The sequence below is a fragment of the Cupriavidus sp. H18C2 genome, from assembly GCF_049393795.1.
In the GTDB taxonomy this organism is placed as follows: domain Bacteria; phylum Pseudomonadota; class Gammaproteobacteria; order Burkholderiales; family Burkholderiaceae; genus Cupriavidus; species Cupriavidus pauculus_C.
Genome location: NZ_CP186011.1, coordinates 1719584 through 1737430, shown reverse-complemented (window position 1 = coordinate 1737430; position 17847 = coordinate 1719584). Strand labels below are relative to the sequence as shown.

Here is a 17847-nt window from a genome sequence, read left to right as displayed (position 1 = left end):
TATCCAGCGGGAGCCGGCAAGCCGGCCCCCTTTTCACCCGATCACGGCAGCACCGGGTTTGCCACGGCCCGCGCCACGATGGCGTCGGCGTCGCGTTGCAGCAGCAGCCGCTGTGCGACGAGGTCGTTGGCCGCGGCGGTCACCGCCGCCACGTAGCCGGCCTGGTTGGTGTAGAGCGATTCCAGCGAGGGGCGTCCGTCGCCCGCGGCAATGCGGGCCGCCTCGGTCTTGTGAAACGGGATGAACGCGCCGGTCAGGTTCGACAGGTCCACGATGCCCGGCGTGGCGACGTAGTTGAACTCGATGCTGGTGCCGAGCGGCGCCCGTGCCTCCACCGAGCGGATGCCGGCGCGCGGGATGCCCGTGGTGGCGTCCAACTGCGGCACCAGGATCGCGTAGTCGCGGTTCAGGTTCGCGGGCGGCAGGATGGTCGCGATGCCCGACTCGTCCTCGCGCCGGTACTGCGGCCCGAAATCGAGCAGCGCGTAGCCGTTGTAGCGCGCCAGGTACTGGAAGTCCGGGATTGGCGTCGAGACACCGCCCACGGGCCAGGACAGCCCCTTCATCGCCGGGAAGACCAGGCTGGCCGGACGCACCAGCGTGCCGTCGGCCAGCGTGGGCACTTGGCTCGGCGGCGGCGCGGTGCCCTTGACCACCCAGTCCTCCAGGTCCAGGAACAGCGCACGGAACGTGTCGTTGAAGTGGATCACGGTGCCGGCCGGATAGACGTTGCGCGTGGGCGCGTAGTTGATGCTGGCCGTGCCGCCGGCGCCGCCGTGCTGCGTGCCGGTGTAGTAGTAGATGCGCGCGTTGTCCGGTTGCTTGAGGTCGGCGAAGCCGTTGGCGTCGGTCAGCACCGGCGAGCCCTGCAACTGCCAGAACTCGGTGCCGGACAGGCCCAGGAAGAACTTCGGGCACGTGCTGGTGGCCGCGCAGCGGGTCATCACGCCGCCGGCCTTGCCGGCCACGTCGTCCACATAGTCCTTGTCCAGCCCGCGCGGCGCGGTCTGCCCGAATGCGGTGTGGTCGGTGCGCAGCCCGCCGCCGCCGCCCGGCACCGCAAAGCGCGTGTTGATGTTGGTCTGGCGCGCGGCCACGTGGGCGTACATGCCGTCGAACACCTTCGACCCGTCCAGCGCCTGGTTGAAGCCCAGGTGCAGGAACGTCTTCATCGCATTGCCCGACTGCGACGTGCCCTGGCCGATGGTGTAGCGAATGCGGCCAGCCAGCGGATTCGGCGTGCCGGCGCTGTCGGCGGCCTTGGCGCGGAAGAACGTCACCGTGTCGCGCAGCGCGGCCAGGCCCACGCCCATCACCTTCGGGTCCTTGGCCACGTAGACGAGTTCGTAGAGGTACTGCGGGTCAAAGCCGCCGCGCAGGCAGATGCTGGCCGGATCGGCCGTGCCGGGGAATGGCGCGCTGGCGTCGCACTTGGCAAACTTCCAGTCGGCGGCCGGGATGGCCACGCGCGCGTCGGTCTCGTTCTGGCGGCGCGTCAGCGAATAACCGGGCTGGGTGTTGTCCAGGCTGGCCGGCGCGTACGGGATCATCGTGCCGTTGAACACGCCGCCCGGCAGCGACATCGCGGGCGTGGCCGTGCTGGGGACCAGTTCGGTCCGATAGGTGCCCGTGATCGACGTGCCGTCGGCGTTCTTGGCCACCGGCACCGACACGGTCAGGCGGGCCGGGCTGGACTTCGGCACATCGCCCTGCCACGCCGAGTAGAGCATCACGTAGCCGCGTTCGAAGTACACGGCGTCGCTGGGCGTCGCAGCCGGGTTGGGCATCGTCAGGATGTTGCCGCGGTTCGGCGCGTCGTAGCGCAGCACGCCGCTGGCCTTGCTCATGTCCTTGGGCTTGAGCATCGTGAAGTCGGCGGTGTACTCGACCATGCCGTTGGCATTGACCGGCGCCAGCGCCAGGTCCTGGATGATCGCGTTCTTCGGGTCCTTCGGGTCCACCTCGCCGCGCAGCGTGCCGGTCACCTGCTCGTACTGGCCCACGTCGCCGTAGGTGCCGGCAAAGTCCTGCCGGCCCGTGATCGTCAGCGTCTGCGCCGGGGTGCGCGCCTGCGGCGTGCCGCCCGTGCCCCCGCCGCCGCCGGTGTTGCCGCCGCCGTTGTTGTCGTCGCTGCCACCGCAGCCCGCCACCGCCAGCATTGCCGCCAGCGCGAGCGCCGCCGCGTGCCGGCCCTGTGCACGTCCATCCATCGGGTGTCTCCTCGGTCTTTTATCTGTCGAAGCCGTCCGTTCATGCGACGGAGGGCGCCTCGACTATAGGTGCTGGGCATTGTGCTGATAAATTGATTGTTTGGATCGATTTATCGGTTGCCCAGAAAAAAGGCCGGGCGGGTGCCCGGCCTGCCTGCGCCAGCTTTTGCGGCGGCTATGACTTCGTGATGTCGAACACCAGGTTCACCGGCGACGGCCCGAACGATCCGTTCGGCACCACGCCAGACTGGTTGATGCCGGGGCGCGACCAGTCGCAGACACCGTTCGGGAAGATGGCCTGCAGCCGCGTCATTTCGGCGCCCGTGAACATCACCGCGTAGTCGGTGGCGGCAATCGGCTTGAGCGCGCACTTGATGACGTCGGCCGCCACCGGGCCACCCGCCACGATGCGCGGCGCCGTCCACGACGGGAACAGGCCGTTGCACGTGGTGTTGGCGATCTGGCTCAGCGTCTGTACCTCCTGCGTGAACGTCGTCGCGTTGCTCCAGCAGCCGTCCACCGCGTTGGCCGGCTTGTACGTCACCACCTTGTCCTTCTGCGCCGTGGTCGTGACGTCGGCCTTGTACGCGGCCACCCAGGTGATGAACGTGTTCCAGGCCGTGTCCGCGGGCACCGGGTTGCCGCGCCACATGACGTGGTTGTTGCTGTCGCCGTTGGCCCGCACCATCCGCTCGCGCAGCGCAAAGTGGAACCACTGGTAGTGGTAGGCGGTGTCCTCGTTGTAGATGCCGGTGACGTCGAACACGGGGATGCTGGCCAGCCCGCCGTTGGTGCCGAGCTGCAGGCCGCTCTGGTACGCGCGCAGGATGGCGCCGGGGTCGCCGGCCACGCGGTTCGGCACGTAGTTGGCATCCTGGTCGTAGCCGCCCACCTTCTCGTTGAGGTCCAGGAACTGCGTGGTCGTGATCGCGCCGCTGTTCAGCGCGGCCAGGCCGTACTGCACGCCGACGTTGTCGAACGGCCGCAGCGCGAAGCCGGTGGCCTTGTCCACGCCGTAGATGTTCCGCGCGGCGTCATAGACCGTCGGCCGGACCCCGGTGGGGTTGTTCACCGGGTGATACCGCAGCGATGCCGGCACCGCCGCGTTGAACACGCCCGAGTTGTAGCCCGCGTAGTCCACGCGTCCCGGCACGGGGTCGGTCCGCTGGGCCTGGTTGGCGGCATCCTCGAACGCCTTGCGGCTCTTGTACCCGGTCACGGCCGCGATCTGCGTGTCAGTCAGCGCCGATGGATTGAGCGTGATGTAGTGCGTGATGAGGTGGCCGTCGGACCCCGAGAATGCAATCGACAGCGGGTCGGGGAACGTGCACGAGATCAGCACGCCATCGAACAGGCCGGGAATGCGGTCGGCCGGCTGGGCGCTGCCGTACGAGCCGCCCGAGCAGCCCGCGCTCACGGTAAAGAGCGGCACGCCAAAGCGTTCGATGGTGGCCTCCTTCGACATCATCGCGGCCTCGCTGGCCAGCACCGCATTGCAGTTGTTCGACGCATGCTGCAGCGTGTTGGCGAACATCGCATAGCCTTCGGCCAGCCGCTGCGTATTGAGCAGGCTGAAGTCGAAGCCGGCCGACTGGATGTTGCCCTGCGCGCTGCCCTGGATGTACCAGCCGCCGGGGCAGCCAAAGCCCTCGATGGCGATCATCCGCCGGTTCCATGCCTTGGGCGGCGACGTGGGCGTGGGCGCGGGTTCGCTGGTCGGGTCGTGGATCACGGCGTTCTGGTAGATGCCGCGGTCGACGGTGCCCGTTTCCACGCGCACGATGAACGGCACCTGCGCGCCGCCAAGCGTGGTGACGGTGGCCACGTCCGCCGGGCGTGCCGACGTATCGCTCATCACCTTCAGCGCGCCGCCCTGCGTGGGCATGTACAGGTAGTTCACGCGCGTGGCGACGCTGCAGTTCTCGTCCAGCGGGGCGCCGAGCGTGCTGCCGTCGGGCAGCTGGAACGAACTGGTCTGGCATACGAACGGCGTCTGCCACGGGCCGGAGATCACCGGGCCGGTGATCGGATAGTTGGTCATCGTCAGCGTGTTCGACGCCTTGCCGACGCTGGCCACCACGGCATTGGCACCGTTGGCCAGCCCGCTCAGCACGGCCTGGCGGTGCGACGGGTCGGTGGGGCTGGGCCGGAACTGCGCGGTGACGTCGTTGCCGTTCAGCAGCACCCTGAGCGGACGGTCGTTGTTGACGGACGTGGGCACGCCGATGTCGATCAGCGCGGTGCCGCCGGTGACGTATTCGGGTTGCGACGAAAGCAACTGGACCGTCGGCGCGATGCCGGGGTCGTCGTCACCGCCTCCGCCGCACGCGGCAAGGCCAAGGGCCATCAGCCCGGCGAGCGTGACGCCGAGCCATCTCTTCAGCGATTTCATGGGGAGTCTCCAATCGTTGTCTTGAGGCTCCCGTCAACATGGGCGCCTGAGGCGAGCTTAGGCCGCCGTTCTGCATTGTCCAAGGCTCCCGGACCCTGAACGAAAACGGTTGCAACGGCGTAACGGTAGAAATTGCCCGCGCTGAACAGTGCGCCATATCGCGATTACAAAATGGCTGGCGATGGATGACGGGTGGATGCCTGACGCCGCTTCGAGCCGCACAGCGCTGCGGGTGCGAGGCCAAAAATAAAAAAGGGAAGCAAGGCGCGCGCCCTGCTTCCCTCAGTCCATCTGGCGGCCGCGTGGCCGCTCACTGCTTCACGGCTGGAAGAACGATACCGGCGTCATCAGCCGGTTCTCCTGGCGGATCAGGTAGCCCGCGTCGGCGCTGCGCTTGAGGTAGTCGGCCCAGGCCGGGTCCTTCTGCAGCGCCTGACGGCGGGCCTCGCGGTCGGCCGCGTTCTCGTAGACCCAGATGTGCATGTAGCTGTTCACGTCGCCGGTCTCCGTCTGCATGTAGGCCAGCGGCTTGCCCAGGTGGCGGCTCTGCGTGTCGAAGCCGTGCTCGGCGTAGAGCGCCAGATGCTTCTTGATGGTGCCGGGGCGGCAGGTGTAGGTGCGGACGTCGTACAGCATGAGGTTTCCTTTCGGTCTCGAATGGCGGAGGGTTGGGTCAGTCGACGCTGGCGCCGGACTGCTTGACCAGGACGGCCCAGCGCGCCACTTCCTGGTTCACGTACTTCTGGAACGCGGGCTGCTCGTCGCCCACGGGATCGGCGCCCAGGCCCTTCAGGCGTTCCTTGACGGCCGCATCGGCCACGCTCTGGACGATGGCGTGCGACAGCTTTTCCACGACGGCGGGCGGCGTGCCGGCCGGCACGAACAGGCCGAACCACGACCGCATGGTCATCGACGGGTAGGCCGTCTCGCCAAACGCGGGCACGTCGGGCAGCGCGGCGTGGCGCCGGGTGCCGGTCACGGCCAGCGCGCGCAGCTTGCCGCTCTGCACCTGCGCCAGCACTTCGGGCAGGTTGGCGAACATGGCCTGCACCTGGCCGCCCATCAGGTCGTTCAGCGCCTGCGAGCCGCCCTTGTAGGCCACGTGCTGCATCTTTGCGCCGGTCAGCGTGCTGAACTGCTCGCCGGCCAGGTGCGATGCGGTGCCCGTGCCGCCCGAGCCGTAGTTGACCTTGCCCGGATTGGCCTTGGCATAGGTCGCCAGCTCGCTGGCCGACTTGGCCGGCACCGATGGATTGACCACCAGCAGCAGCGGCACCGACGCCAGGTTCGACAGCGCGACGAAATCGCGCGTCAGGCTGTAGTTGAGCTTCTGGTACAGCGACGCGTTGATGGCATGGCTCGACGTGGCCATCAGCAGCGTGTAGCCGTCGGGGTCCGAGCGTGCGGCGGTGACGGCGCCGATATTGCCGTTGGCGCCGGCCTTGTTCTCGACCACGACCGACTGGCCGAGCCGGGCCGACATGGCCTGGGCCACCGTGCGGGCAATCACGTCCGTGGCGCCGCCCGGGGCGAACGGCACGATCACGCGCAGCGGACGGTCGGGATACTCGGCCATGGCATGGAAGGTGGTGAAGGCAAGTGCGGCGGCCACGACAAGGCGCCGCAGCCGGGCGGCTGCGCTGAACATCGTTGTCTCCTCTGGTTTTCTTGTCGGGACACTTTAGGCAGGCCCGCGCCAGCGGCGTTAGGACAGTTCAGACGTTGTATTGCACTTTTTCGCGCCGTTCAGGTGAGCGGGCGGCAGTGCTTGCGCCGGAAATCGCCTGGCGTCAGGCCGGTCTGCTTCTTGAAAAAGCGCGCGAAGTAGGCCGGATCCTCGATATTGAGCCGGAAAGCGATCTCGGCGATGCCGGTCTCGGTGTTCGACAGCCACCGCTTGGCCTCCAGCACCACCCGCTCCTGAATCACCTGGCTGGCCGTGCGGCCGATGGTCTGCTTGACCGCGTCGTTGAGCTGCCGCTCGCTCACGCAGAGCGCCTCGGCGTACTGGCCCACCGCGCCAAAGCGCAGGTAGTGGGTCTCCACCAGCATCGTGAAGCGCCGCGCCAGCGCCTGGCGCGGGCCCGCCTCGCCGGCCTGCTCGCCCTCGGGGCACAGCCGGCGCAGCCGCGTCAGCAGCACCAGCAGGCACGCCTGCACCACGTCGGCAAAGCCGGCTTGCCGGTCGCGTGCCTCGCGCTCCATCTCGGCCAGCAGCGGCAGCATGGCGTCGTGCTGGCCGGATGTCAGGTAGAGCGCGCTGTGGCCGCGCGTGGGCTGGTAGAACGGAAACCTGGCCGCGTCGTCGGCACGCGGGAACATCCGGGCAAAGAAGTCGGTGCTGAAGTTCAGCACATAGCCGTAGGGCTTGACCGTCGACGTCCACGCATGCACCTGCCCCGGCGAGAGGAAGAACACCGAATGGTCGCGCACGTCGAAATGCGCAAAGTCGAGCATGTGGGTGCCGCTGGCGCGGGTCATCCACAGCAGGTGGTAATAGTTGTGCCGATGCAGGAAGCCGCGCGGAATGTCGTCGCGGTCTTCGAGCCGGACGATATCGAAGTAGAACGTCCCTTCCACCGCGAAATCGGACGTCTCGAACGTGGGAAACGCGTCGGCGGGAGCGGGGCGGAGGACTTCTGACAAGCGGCGGTTCCTTGCGAGGGCGGCTGCGGGATCGGTCGACATCGTATCCCAGCCGGCGTGAAAGCGCAGCCTGCCGCTCGCGCGGCGCCGTCATGCGGCGCCACTGGTCGGGTCGTTCTGATCCCGGCCGCGCCGCTCAGCCCGCCTCGCCGCGCATGCCGATCTCGGCAATCAGCTTGCCGTACCGCGCGTTCTCGGCCGCCACCATCTGCGCGAACTGGGCCGGCGACGCGCTCTTGCGCAGCTCGCCCGAGTTGGCCTTGGTCGATGCGTCGAGCTTGCCGCTGGCCTGCAGCGTGGCGATGGCGTCGAACAGCCGCCTGGTGAGCGCCGGCGGCAGGCCGGCCGGCGCAAAGACGCCGCTCCAGTTGTCGAGCACGAAGCCGGGTGGCAGCGCCTCGGCCAGCGTCGGCACGTCCGGGAAGTAGACCGAGCGCGCCGCCGACGACACGGCTAGCGGCCGGATCTGCCCGTTGCGCAGGAACGGCGCGGCCGTCGACAGCACGGGCATGCCGAACTGGGTCTGCCCACTGACCATCGCCGTGACGATCTCGCTGGCCCCCTTGTACGGGATGTGCACGGCCTCGGTGCGCGTCTGGTGCAGCAGGCTTTCCACGGCCAGGTGCGCCACCGAACCCTTGCCGCCCGAGCCGTAGTTCAGCGCGCCGGGCTGGCGCTTCATCGCGTCCACCAGCTCGCGCGCGGTCCGGTACGGCGACGCGGCCGGCACGGCCAGTACCACCGGGCCGCCGGACACCGTGGTGATGGGCGTGAAGTCGCGCGTCGCGTCGTACGGCGGATCGCGGTACAGGTGCACGTTGATGACGTGCTGGTTGGCCAGCACGCCCAGCGTGTAGCCGTCCGGCTCGGCGCGCTTGAGCGCCCGGGCGCCGATGATGCCGCCGGCGCCGCCGATGTTCTCGACGACCACCGACTGGCCCAGCAGCGGCCCGAGCTCGGCCGCCAGGCTGCGCGCGGACGCATCGGGCGCGGTGCCGGCAATGAACGGCACGATCAGGCGGATCGGCCGCGAGGGGTAGGCGGGGGCGGCAGCCAGGCCGGTGCGGCAGGCCATGCCGCCCAGTGCGGCGGCGCCCGCCGTGGCAAGCCACTGACGACGGTTCATGCTTGTCTCCTGTTCTGGCCGGCGCGCGGTCTGCAGCCGCGTCGCCGTGGGTCGGCATTCAGGCTGCCGGGTCGAGGATGGCCTTGGCGATGGTATTGCGCTGGATCTCGCTGGTGCCCGTGAAAATGCGGAACATGCGCAGCTTGCGCCAGATCTGCTCCACCGGGTGCCCGCGCGTCACGCCAAGGTTGCCGTGGATCTGCACGGCCTTGTCCGCCACTTCGAAGCAGCGCTCTGACACGAACAGCTTGCACGCGGCCGCCTTCATGCGCAGGTCCGCGCCGGCATCGGCCAGCAGCGCGGTCTGCGCGATCATGCTCTCGCAGGCCCACAGCGCGGCGGCCATGTCGGCCAGCATATGCTGGATGGCCTGGAAGCGCGCGATCGGCCCGCCGAACTGGCGGCGTTGCCCGGCATACGCCACGGACGCCGCGTAGGCGTGCGTGGCCAGCCCCAGCATCGACGGGCAGTGCAGCAGCCGGTTCACGTTGATGCGCGACATGCCCAGCCGGAAGCCCTGGCCCTCGCCGCCGAAGATGTTGGCGCGCGGCACGCGCACGTTGTCGAAGTGGATGTCGGCGTCGATGTGCTGGCCCGACATCGGCACGTACTCGGTGCTGACCGTCACGCCCGGCAGGTCCAGGTCCACCAGCACGGCGGTAATGGCCGGCGGCGTGGTGGCGGGGTCCGTCACGCACATCACGATGGCAAAGTCCGCGAACGGGGCGCCGCTGATGTAGTGCTTGGTGCCGTTGATGAGCAGGTCGTCGCCATCGGCCACGGCGCTGGTGCGGATGCTCTGCGCGTCGGAGCCCGAATGGGGCTCGGTCAGCGCGAAGCAGGTGGACTTGCGGCCCCGGATCACCGGCTCGAAGTAGCGCGCAAGCTGGTCCGGCGTGGCGTACTTGAGCATGTTGCCCACGCGCGGCGGGCCGCCCAGGTCGCCCAGCACATGCGATGCCAGCGCCGCGCCGCTGGCGGCCAGGTCGGCCTTCAGCGCGCATTGCTCGGCGATATTGAGCCCGCGGCCGCCCAGTTCCACGGGCAGGCAGGCCGCGTACAGGCCCAGTTCGCTGGAACGGCGCCAGACGCCGCGCAGCACGTCGAGCGGCCAGGGGTCCTCGGTGCCCAGGCCCAGCTCGCGTTCGAGCGGGCGCAGTTCCTCGTCGATGTAGCGGCGCACGGCGGCGCGCGTCTCGATCAGCACCGGGTTGGTCAGATGGTCGAACATGGCGGCCCCTCAGTTGACGCGGCGGGCGGCGCCCACCCAGTATTGCTCGCGCACGAGCTTGCGGGCCAGCTTGCCGCTGGCGTTCTTGGGCAGCTCGGCCACGAAGTCGACCGAGCGCGGCGACTTGTAGTCGGCAATGCGCGCGCGGCAATGGCCGATCAGCTCGGCCGCGCTGGCCTGCCGGCCCGGCCACAGCGCCACCACGGCCTTCACGGATTCGCCCCAGGTGTCGTCCGGCACGCTGATCACGCACGCTTCCATCACGTCCGGGTGCTGGTACAGCGTGGCCTCCACCTCGGTCGGGTACACGTTGAAGCCGCCCGAGATGATCATGTCCTTCTTGCGGTCCACCAGGTAGATGTAGCCCTCGGCGTCCACGCGCGCCAGGTCGCCGGTGTGCAGCCAGCCGTCGACCAGCACCTCGCGCGTCAGATCGGGCTCGCCCCAGTAGCCCTGGAACACGTCGGCGCCACGGATCACCAGCTCGCCGATCGCGTCGCCGCTGACCTCCTGGCCGCGTTCGTCCACCACACGTACCTCGGTCTCGCTCATCGCGCGCCCGCACGACGCCAGCCGCTCGGGGTGGTCGGCCAGTGCCTTGGCGTGGTCGGCGGTGGACAGCCGCGTGACGCCCGACGTCGATTCGCTGGCCCCGTACCCCTGCGACAGGATCGGGCCGATGCGCTCCCATGCCTCGCGGATGCGGGCCGGTGCCATTGGCGCGGCGCCGTAGGCCAGCGTCTTGAGGCTGCGCAGGTCCGCCGTGGCCAGCGCGGGCTCGGCCAGCAGCATGTTGATCATCGCCGGCACCATGAACACGTGCGTGAGCTGCAGGCGCGGCACGTCGGCCAGGAACTGCGCGGTGTCGAATTTCTCGAACAGCACCAGCGTGGCGCCCAGGAACAGGTAGGGCTGCATCAGCATGCCGGACGCATGTGTGATCGGGCCGATCAGCGCCAGGCGGTCGCCGGGGCGGGCCGGGCGGTCCATCGTCAGGATCAGCTTGCGCATCGACGCCAGCCGGTTGCCGTAGCTCTGCATCGCGGCCTTGATCTTGCCGGTGGAGCCGGACGAGAAGTGCAGCACGGCGAGGTCGTCGGGCTGCGGCACGTAGTCGATGGCGGTGGTGGCGCCGTGGGCGATCAGGTCCTCGTAGGCGCCGTAGCCGTCGGTGGCGCCCGCGATGGCAAAGAAATGCTCGACGCTGCCAAAGCCGGGCGTGGCGCGGGAATAGCCCGTGTAGCCGGGGCCGGCGATCAGCACGCGCGGGGTGCAGTTCTCGGCCACGTCGGACGCCTCGGCGGCCGTGAAGCGCGGGTTCAGCGCCGCCTTGACCAACCCGGCCTTGTACAGCGCGCATTCGATCTCGACCACTTCCGGGCAGTTGCGTGACTGGATCGCCACGCGGTCGCCCTTGCGCAGACCCAGCGCCAGCAGCGCGTTGGCCAGCCGCGTCGAGCGTTCGTCGAGCTGGCGGAAGGTCAGCACCCGGTCGCGGTACAGCACGGCTGGGTTGTCGCCCCAGTAGCGCGCCGCGCGCCGCAGGAAATAGGCGAACGTCATCGTGTCTCCTTGCATTTCTGATCTTGTGTGCGACCAGTCTCGGCCATGCCGGACATGACTACAATGCTGCGTCGGGAATCAAGTCATAACCAACGGGAATGGGCGATGGAGACGCGGGATCTGGAATACGTGCTGGCGGTGGGCACCCATGGCGGTATCGGGCGCGCGGCGGAGGCGCTGGGCATGACGCAGCCTGCCGTCACCAAGGCCATCCAGCGCGTGGAGGCGCAACTGGGCGTGCCGCTGTTCGAGCGGACCACGCTGGGCATGCGCGTCACGCAGGCCGGCGCCGTGTTCCTGGAGCGCGCGCGGCGGATCCGGCTGGAATACGAGGACGCGATCAAGGAGATGCGCGGCATCCAGACCGGCGAGCAGGGGCTGCTGCGGCTGGGCTATTCGCCATCGATGCCGGCCGGGCTGGTGCTGGGCGCCTGCCGGCAACTGATCCGCGAGCGGCCCGTGGCGCGGCTGCGGCTGACGATGCGCGTGGCGCGCGAGCTGATGGATCTGGTGCAGGCCGGCGACCTGGACCTGGCCGTGGCGCCGCTGCCGCGCCAGCCCAATCCGGGCCTGGCGTCGCGGGAGCTGTTCACCGACCGGCTGGCCGTGGTGGCCGACGAGGACCATCCGCTGCACCGGCGGCGCAACCTCGGGCTGGCCGATCTGGTCGACCAGCACTGGCTGCTGCCCAGCGCCCACGTGCTGGTGCGCCAGCAGCTCGAAGTGGCATTCGCCGACCTGGGGCTGCCCGCGCCGATCCTGCGCGTGGAAACGGATTTCGGCAGCGCCACGCTGTTCGATCTGGTGCGCGGCACCGAACTGCTGTGCATCGCCGGCGCCACCGGCAACAGCGAGCGCGCCAGCCTGCGGCCCATCGCGCTGCGCGCCGACGCGCTGGACCTGGGCCGGCGCGTCGGCGTGATGTCGCGCGCGGGCGCCTACCTGTCGCCGCTGGCGCAGCGGATGATCGACCTGCTGGCCGCGCGCGTGGCCTGAGCGATGGCGCGCATGGCGGCGCTCACGGCGCGCGTTGCAGGCGCAGCACCTGGCCGCCCGCGCTGGTCTCGGCCAGCACGTACAGCTCGCCGGCGGCGTCCTTGCCAAACGAGTACACGGTGCCCGGCAGCGGCAGCGACCAGTCGATCGACTCGCTGACCGTGCCGCCGCGGTAGGCAAAGCTCTTCAGCGCGCCCTTGCAGAGGTCGGTGTAGAAGTAGCGGCCCTTGAGCTCCGGCACGGCGCTGCCGGCGTAGACAAAGCCCCCCAGGATCGCGCAGCTGCCGTCGTCGTGGCTGTACTCGAATGCGGGCGGCGTGAGCCCGGTGGTGTCGCAGTTGGTGCCGTTGACGCAGACGGTGCCTTCCAGCCGCACCCAGCCGTAGTTCAGGCCCGGGGCCGAGGCGGGGACGATGTTGACCTCCTCGCGCGCGTCCTGGCCCACGTCGGCAATGTAGACAAGCCCGGCGCTGTCGAACGAGAAGCGCCACGGGTTGCGCAGGCCGCGCGCCCAGACTTCGCCCCGGCCGCCGCCGCCGCTGGCGAACGGGTTGTCCGGCGGCACCGCGTAGCCGTTGCCGCGCACGTCGATGCGCAGCATCTTGCCCAGCAGCGAGCCGTTGTTCTGTGCGTTGCCGGGCGGGTCGTTGGCGCCCCCGCCGTCGCCGGTGCCCAGGTAGAGCATGCCGTCCGGCCCGAACGCAAGCTGGCCGCCGTTGTGGTTCGACTGCCCTGGGTGGGGGATCGACAGCAGCACCGTGCCGCTGGCGTCGGCCACGTCGGCGCCTGGCGTGGTCACCCGGTAGCGGGCCACGGTGATGGCGCCGCCGGTATCGGTGTAGTAGACGAAGAAGCGCCCGTTGGTGGCGAAGTCCGGATCGAACGCCATCGACAGCAGGCCGCGCTCGCCATCGGTGGTGGTCAGCGACGAGATGTCCAGGAACGGCGTGCCAAGCAGCGCGCCATTGCGGATCACGCGGATGCGGCCGGGCCGCTCGACCACGAACAGCCGCGGGTCGTTGGCCGGCGCGGTCAGGTAGATCGGCGCGTCCAGCCCGCCCGCCACCGCGGCCAGGCTCAGCCGCATCGTCTCGGGCGCGTTGTAGGCCACGGTGACGGTCGGCGAGAGATTGCCGGCATCGACCGTGACCGACTGCGTGGCCTGCGCGGCGTTGTAGAGCGAGGTGCCGTTGAGGACGTCGCCGGCCGTGATGGTGTAGGTGCCGGCCGCCAGGTTCGGCAGCGTGGCCGAGCGCGTCACGGTCTGCTGGAAGTTGCCCGGACCGGCCACCGACACGTTGGCGTCGGTGCCGGCAGGCAGGCCCGCGACAGCCAGCGACAGCGTGGCCGGGCCGGCGGCAGTGCCCGAGCCGGGCGCCGATCCCGAGCCCGCCCCGGCGTCGGCCGTGGTGCCGCTGCCCGACCCGTCGCCGCCGCAGGCGGCCAGTACGCATATGCATCCGCCGAGCAGAACGCTGGCGACCCACCGAAAGCTGCTGGTCATGGCTGGCTCCTGGAACCTGCTGTCCGCACGCTTGTAATGCCGGGTAGCAGTGCCTACACGTTCCTGCTGAAACCGCATCGGGAACGTGGGGGGCCGGGCCGCTGCACGATGGCGATGCGCGCGTTGCCGCCGTCGTGCTGACGCGACACAGCAAGGAACCTGCCAGCGCGACTAGCGCTTGGCGCGCCGCGACGCCTTGCGCTTCTTGCGTGGCTTTGGCGGCGTCAGGGCGGCCGTCCAGGCGTCGATGGCGGCGTTGGTGAACGCCGTGCTGGCCAGCGCCGTCTGCCGCCGGGCCTCGCTGGTTGCCCGGCCACGTGCCGCGCCCGCCACGGCGTTGGCGCCGCTGAGCCACAGGCTCAGCATCGGGTTCTTCTTCAGCCACGGGTTCTTCATGGGGACCTCCGTCTGGTGCGTGCGGCGCCGCGATGGTGCGCCACGGTAAAGACCACCGGGCAAGCAAGGATCGTACGTGGCGCGCGGGCGGCGCGTGACGTGTTCGGCAATGCTGTCAATGCGGGTGTTATGTGCGTTGGCGCATATTGCGGCCGATTTCGAGCAGGGACCATGGCGATGGCCCTGAGCCGACAGAATCCGACACGAGGAACCTCAATGCTCGATACCCCCGCAGCCCCGCTCCGGCAGCATCCCCAGGCAGGCGTCTTCGGCAACATCGGCAACCTGCCGGACCAGCCCTGTCCGATCGAACCGGACTGGATTCGCACCGGTGCGCCGGTCACCCGCTGCCGCGACCATTCGTCCACGCAGGACGGCTCGGCCTGGACGACGATGTGGGATTGCACGCGCAGCACGTTCGAATGGCATTACCAGTTCGACGAAGTCGTGGTGATCCTGGAAGGCAGCGTGCGCGTCACGGACAGCCAGGGCCAGTCCCGCGTGCTGGCCGAAGGCGACGTGGCGTTTTTTCCCTATGGGTCGTCGTGGCTCTGGGAAGTGGACCGCTATGTGCGCAAGGTGGCGTTCTGCCATAGCCCGGTGCCGCGCGGCCTGCGGCTGCCGGTGCGCATTGCCCGCCGGCTGGCACGCAAGCCCGGCACGCGGCACGGGCTGTTGGCCCGCATCGGCCAGCGGCTGTCGATGACGCTGCGGCGCCTGGGCGCGCTTGGCCGTACCACGGCCACCGTGCTGCTCTGCTGCCTGCCGCTGTAGCCGCGCCCGTCAGGGCTTGGGCATCTGGTTGGGCTCGCCGGGCGGCTGCACCGCCTGGAACGGCTGGCCGGGAATCTGCTGGTTGGGATCGGGCGTCGGCTGCGGCATCTGCGCCGGCTGGGCCTGCTGCGCCTGCTGTGCGGGCTGGTACTGCGGCGCGGGCCGCACCGGTGCGCTGGACACGGCTGGCGCGGTGGACTGCACCGGCGCCGGCATCGGCGTGGACAGCGGCGCGGCGGCCCCGGCAGGCGGCGCGGCGGGCACGTTGGCCCGGCCGCCGGCCGCCACGGTGTTCTGCAGCGGCAGCGCAATCTCCTGGCGCACGCCGTTGCGCTCGATCACCACGTTGCGGCCGTGAATCTCCACCAGCCGGATCTGCGACGACAGCGTCGCCCCCGCGCGCACCGCCTTGGGCGGACCGCCATCGAGCGACACGATGGCCGCCGCCGGCCCCACGCCGTCGAGGTCCGCCACCACGCCGATCAACTGCACGTCACGCACGCCCGACTGCGCGCTGCCGCCGAACAGCGTGGCCACGGCGCCGGTTTCCACGGCCTCGGTCTGGGCGATCCGGGCCGACTTGGGCACCGGGATGGTCCGCATCGCGCTGAACGCCAGCACCCAGTGCGTGACCAGCGCGCACAGGGCGACGAACAGCAGCAGCGCCACGGCCCGGGGCAGCCAGGCGGCGGTGGGATCGAAGCGGAGCGGAAGCCGGGATGACAGGGGCACGGGGCATGCGCCTTGGGGGCGGGTTCTTTGAGGTGCGGCTAGCGTAGCAGATCGCCGCGGCGTTTTGGTGTGGCGCAGGCGGGACATGCCGGCGCTTGTCAGCGTTATTCCGATGCCGATGTCGGCGCTTCACTGACGGCAGGCCCGCGCGCCCGACACTAGTATCCAGATGCGACCTGCCGGCGAGACAGCCCGATGCTTGCCCGGCATCCCGTCTCCGGCTGTTTGTTTCCCCACATCAAGGAAGAACAGCCATGGACCGTCGTCACTTTCTCAGGCTCGGAGGATTTCTCACCGTCACCGTTGCCGCAGGCGGCCTTGCCGCGTGCGGCGGAGGGGGCGGCGACGATCCACCCCCCGACACCGGCAATCCCGAAAACTTCAATTTCGTCCATGGCGTGGCCTCCGGCGACCCGCGCGCCGACAGCGTGGTGGTCTGGACGCGCGTCGAGGGCAGCAACGGCAAGCGGCCCGTGGTGGTGCGGCTGCAGGTCTCCACGCAGGCAGACTTCCCGCCGCAGGGGCTGATCGTCAACGAACCGCTGATGGCGCGGCCCGAATGGGACTACACGCTGCGCAACAAGGTCACCGGGCTCACGGCCGGCACGCGCTACTACTACCGCTTCCTGCTGGGCAACCGGGCCAGCACGGTTGGCCGCACCCGCACCGCCGCGGCGGCCGGCACCGCGCTGTCGCAGCTTCGCTTCGCGTTCGTGAGCTGCCAGGACTGGAACGCCAACCACTGGGGCGGCATGGAGGAACTGGCGCAGCAGGACCTGGACTTCATCGTCCACGTGGGCGACTACATCTACGAGGCCGTGCCGGGCGGCTCGCGCGCGGGCAATGTGGAAGACCGCCACGGCGCGCTGACCCTGCCCAACGGCACCGCGCTGCCCGACGGCAGCGTCTATGCGACCACGATCGACGACTACCGCTACCTGTACCGCAGCTATCGCGCCGACGCGCGGCTGCAGGCGCTGCATGCGTCCGCGCCGATGATCGCGATCTGGGACGACCACGAGTTCTCCGACAACTGCTGGCAGGACCGCCAGACCTATGACGCCGACGACGACCTGACACCCCGCACGGCCCGCCGGCGCGCGGCCAGCCAGGCGTGGTTCGAATACATGCCGGCCGATGTCAGCTTCGACGCCGCCAATCCGTCGTTCCAGAACATCCAGATCTATCGCGCGTTCACGTTCGGCAACCTGGCCACGCTGCTGATGACCGACGAGCGGCTGTACCGGGCCGACCACGTGATTCCGGAACCGACGGCCGGCGGCTCGGTGGGCAGCCTGTACCTGGTGCCGTTCGACACGCTGGCGACGGCCGAGGCGGCCAAGATCGCCACGGCCGGCGGCGCGCTGACGCCGGTGTCGATGCTGGGCGATGCGCAGCGCGCGTGGTGGCAGGACCGCGTGGGCGGGGCGGGCACGACGTGGAAGCTCTGGGGCAACCAGCTTGCCGCCCTGCGCATGCAGGTGGACATCACGCAGGCCGTCTCGCGGCTGGTGGCGCGGGCGCTGGTGCTGGCGAACAGCGCGCTGGCGGCCGTGGAGGACGCGATTGCCACGGCGCTGGCCAGCGATCTTGCCGCGGCGCGGGCGGCTGGCAGCTACGCCAACCTGGCCTATACGGCGCTGCGCAACGTGATGTCGCAGGCCGGCATCGACGCGGCCAGCTTCGACGCCAATGTCCGCCCGTTCGTCGAGGCGCGGTTGCCGCCGGCGTCGCTGCTGGGCAAGTTCATCCTCAATGCGGACCAGTGGGACGGCTTCAACGCAGAGCGCAAGAACCTGATGGCCTTCCTGAAGGCCAACGGCGTCAAGAACGTGGTGGCGCTGAGCGGGGACATCCACGCGTTCTTCGGCGGGCAGGTCATGGACGACTACGATGCCGCCAGCCCGGTCCCGGTGATGGTGGATCTGGTCACGGCGGGGCTATCGAGCAACACGCTGCTCAGTTCGTTCCGTACCGTGGTGGACAGCGACGCGGCGTTTGCCGCGCTGCGGGACCTGATCTACAGCGACGTGGGCGGCACGCTGGTCAACACGTTCGACACCACGCTGCGCACGTTCAACCCGTGGCTGCGCCATGTCGACACCAACGCCGAGGGCTACGCGCTGGTCACGCTGACGCCGGGCAAGCTCAGCTGTACATTCCACACGATGCAGCGGCTCAACGGCGGCACGGCGCCATCGCCGGCCACGGCCAGCACGCGGCTGCTGGAGGTGGCAGCCAACACGGCCGACGTCAGCGTGTCGTAGCGGCCCAGGG

At 69.6% G+C, this 17847-nt stretch carries 14 protein-coding genes; 3 read left to right on the top strand and 11 right to left on the bottom strand.

The annotated features are described in order from the left end of the window. Positions 1-41: 41 nt before the first annotated feature. The 8 genes from EPAKOI_RS24380 to EPAKOI_RS24345 all read right to left on the bottom strand — a co-directional run bounded on the left by EPAKOI_RS24380 (position 42) and on the right by EPAKOI_RS24345 (position 11168). On the bottom strand, positions 42-2210 hold the full coding sequence (locus EPAKOI_RS24380; RefSeq protein ID WP_423193952.1) for an alpha/beta hydrolase domain-containing protein: 2169 nt from the start codon (positions 2208-2210) through the stop codon (positions 42-44). 175 nt (positions 2211-2385) lie between these two features. Further along, positions 2386-4602: a DUF6351 family protein gene (locus EPAKOI_RS24375; protein WP_423193951.1), complete on the bottom strand. Its 2217-nt coding sequence runs from the start codon at positions 4600-4602 to the stop codon at positions 2386-2388. Between the two features lie 318 nt (positions 4603-4920). Further along, positions 4921-5238 carry an NIPSNAP family protein gene (locus tag EPAKOI_RS24370; RefSeq protein WP_313839055.1) on the bottom strand — a complete coding sequence of 106 codons (318 nt, stop codon included), beginning with the start codon at positions 5236-5238 and terminating at the stop codon, positions 4921-4923. Positions 5239-5275: 37 nt separating this feature from the next. Further along, the gene (locus EPAKOI_RS24365) at positions 5276-6250 is read right to left on the bottom strand and encodes a Bug family tripartite tricarboxylate transporter substrate binding protein (protein WP_423193950.1); all 975 of its coding nucleotides are present in this window, start codon (positions 6248-6250) and stop codon (positions 5276-5278) included. A 98-nt stretch (positions 6251-6348) separates the two neighbouring features. Beyond that, positions 6349-7248: a helix-turn-helix domain-containing protein gene (locus tag EPAKOI_RS24360; RefSeq protein ID WP_423193949.1), complete on the bottom strand. Its 900-nt coding sequence runs from the start codon at positions 7246-7248 to the stop codon at positions 6349-6351. Positions 7249-7384: 136 nt separating this feature from the next. Then, the gene (locus EPAKOI_RS24355; protein WP_423193948.1) at positions 7385-8374 is read right to left on the bottom strand and encodes a tripartite tricarboxylate transporter substrate-binding protein; all 990 of its coding nucleotides are present in this window, start codon (positions 8372-8374) and stop codon (positions 7385-7387) included. 58 nt (positions 8375-8432) lie between these two features. Then, positions 8433-9605, bottom strand: a complete 1173-nt coding sequence (locus EPAKOI_RS24350; protein ID WP_423193947.1) for an acyl-CoA dehydrogenase family protein — start codon at positions 9603-9605, stop codon at positions 8433-8435. A 9-nt stretch (positions 9606-9614) separates the two neighbouring features. Beyond that, complete coding sequence (locus EPAKOI_RS24345; RefSeq protein WP_423193946.1) at positions 9615-11168, bottom strand: AMP-binding protein; 1554 nt, start codon at positions 11166-11168, stop codon at positions 9615-9617. 105 nt (positions 11169-11273) lie between these two features. On the opposite strand from EPAKOI_RS24345, the gene EPAKOI_RS24340 reads away from it, so the two are divergent. Further along, positions 11274-12164, top strand: a complete 891-nt coding sequence (locus EPAKOI_RS24340) for a LysR family transcriptional regulator (protein ID WP_423193945.1) — start codon at positions 11274-11276, stop codon at positions 12162-12164. A gap of 22 nt (positions 12165-12186) precedes the next feature. Here EPAKOI_RS24340 and EPAKOI_RS24335 read toward each other — a convergent pair whose 3' ends face one another. Together EPAKOI_RS24335 and EPAKOI_RS24330 are read right to left on the bottom strand one after the other, a co-directional pair. Next, positions 12187-13668, bottom strand: a complete 1482-nt coding sequence (locus tag EPAKOI_RS24335; RefSeq protein WP_423193944.1) for a PQQ-dependent sugar dehydrogenase — start codon at positions 13666-13668, stop codon at positions 12187-12189. Positions 13669-13839: 171 nt separating this feature from the next. After that, positions 13840-14064: a hypothetical protein gene (locus EPAKOI_RS24330; protein WP_124685606.1), complete on the bottom strand. Its 225-nt coding sequence runs from the start codon at positions 14062-14064 to the stop codon at positions 13840-13842. Positions 14065-14280: 216 nt separating this feature from the next. Here EPAKOI_RS24330 and EPAKOI_RS24325 point away from each other — a divergent pair, with 216 nt between their 5' ends. Beyond that, the gene (locus EPAKOI_RS24325; protein WP_423193943.1) at positions 14281-14838 is read left to right on the top strand and encodes a cupin domain-containing protein; all 558 of its coding nucleotides are present in this window, start codon (positions 14281-14283) and stop codon (positions 14836-14838) included. Positions 14839-14847: 9 nt separating this feature from the next. Here the strand turns inward: EPAKOI_RS24325 and EPAKOI_RS24320 are convergent, their stop codons facing one another. Then, positions 14848-15570, bottom strand: coding sequence for a type II secretion system protein N (locus EPAKOI_RS24320; RefSeq protein ID WP_253700295.1), 723 nt, complete (start codon positions 15568-15570; stop codon positions 14848-14850). Between the two features lie 254 nt (positions 15571-15824). Between EPAKOI_RS24320 and EPAKOI_RS24315 the strand changes: the two genes are divergently transcribed. Beyond that, positions 15825-17837 carry an alkaline phosphatase D family protein gene (locus tag EPAKOI_RS24315; RefSeq protein WP_423193942.1) on the top strand — a complete coding sequence of 671 codons (2013 nt, stop codon included), beginning with the start codon at positions 15825-15827 and terminating at the stop codon, positions 17835-17837. Positions 17838-17847: the final 10 nt, after the last annotated feature.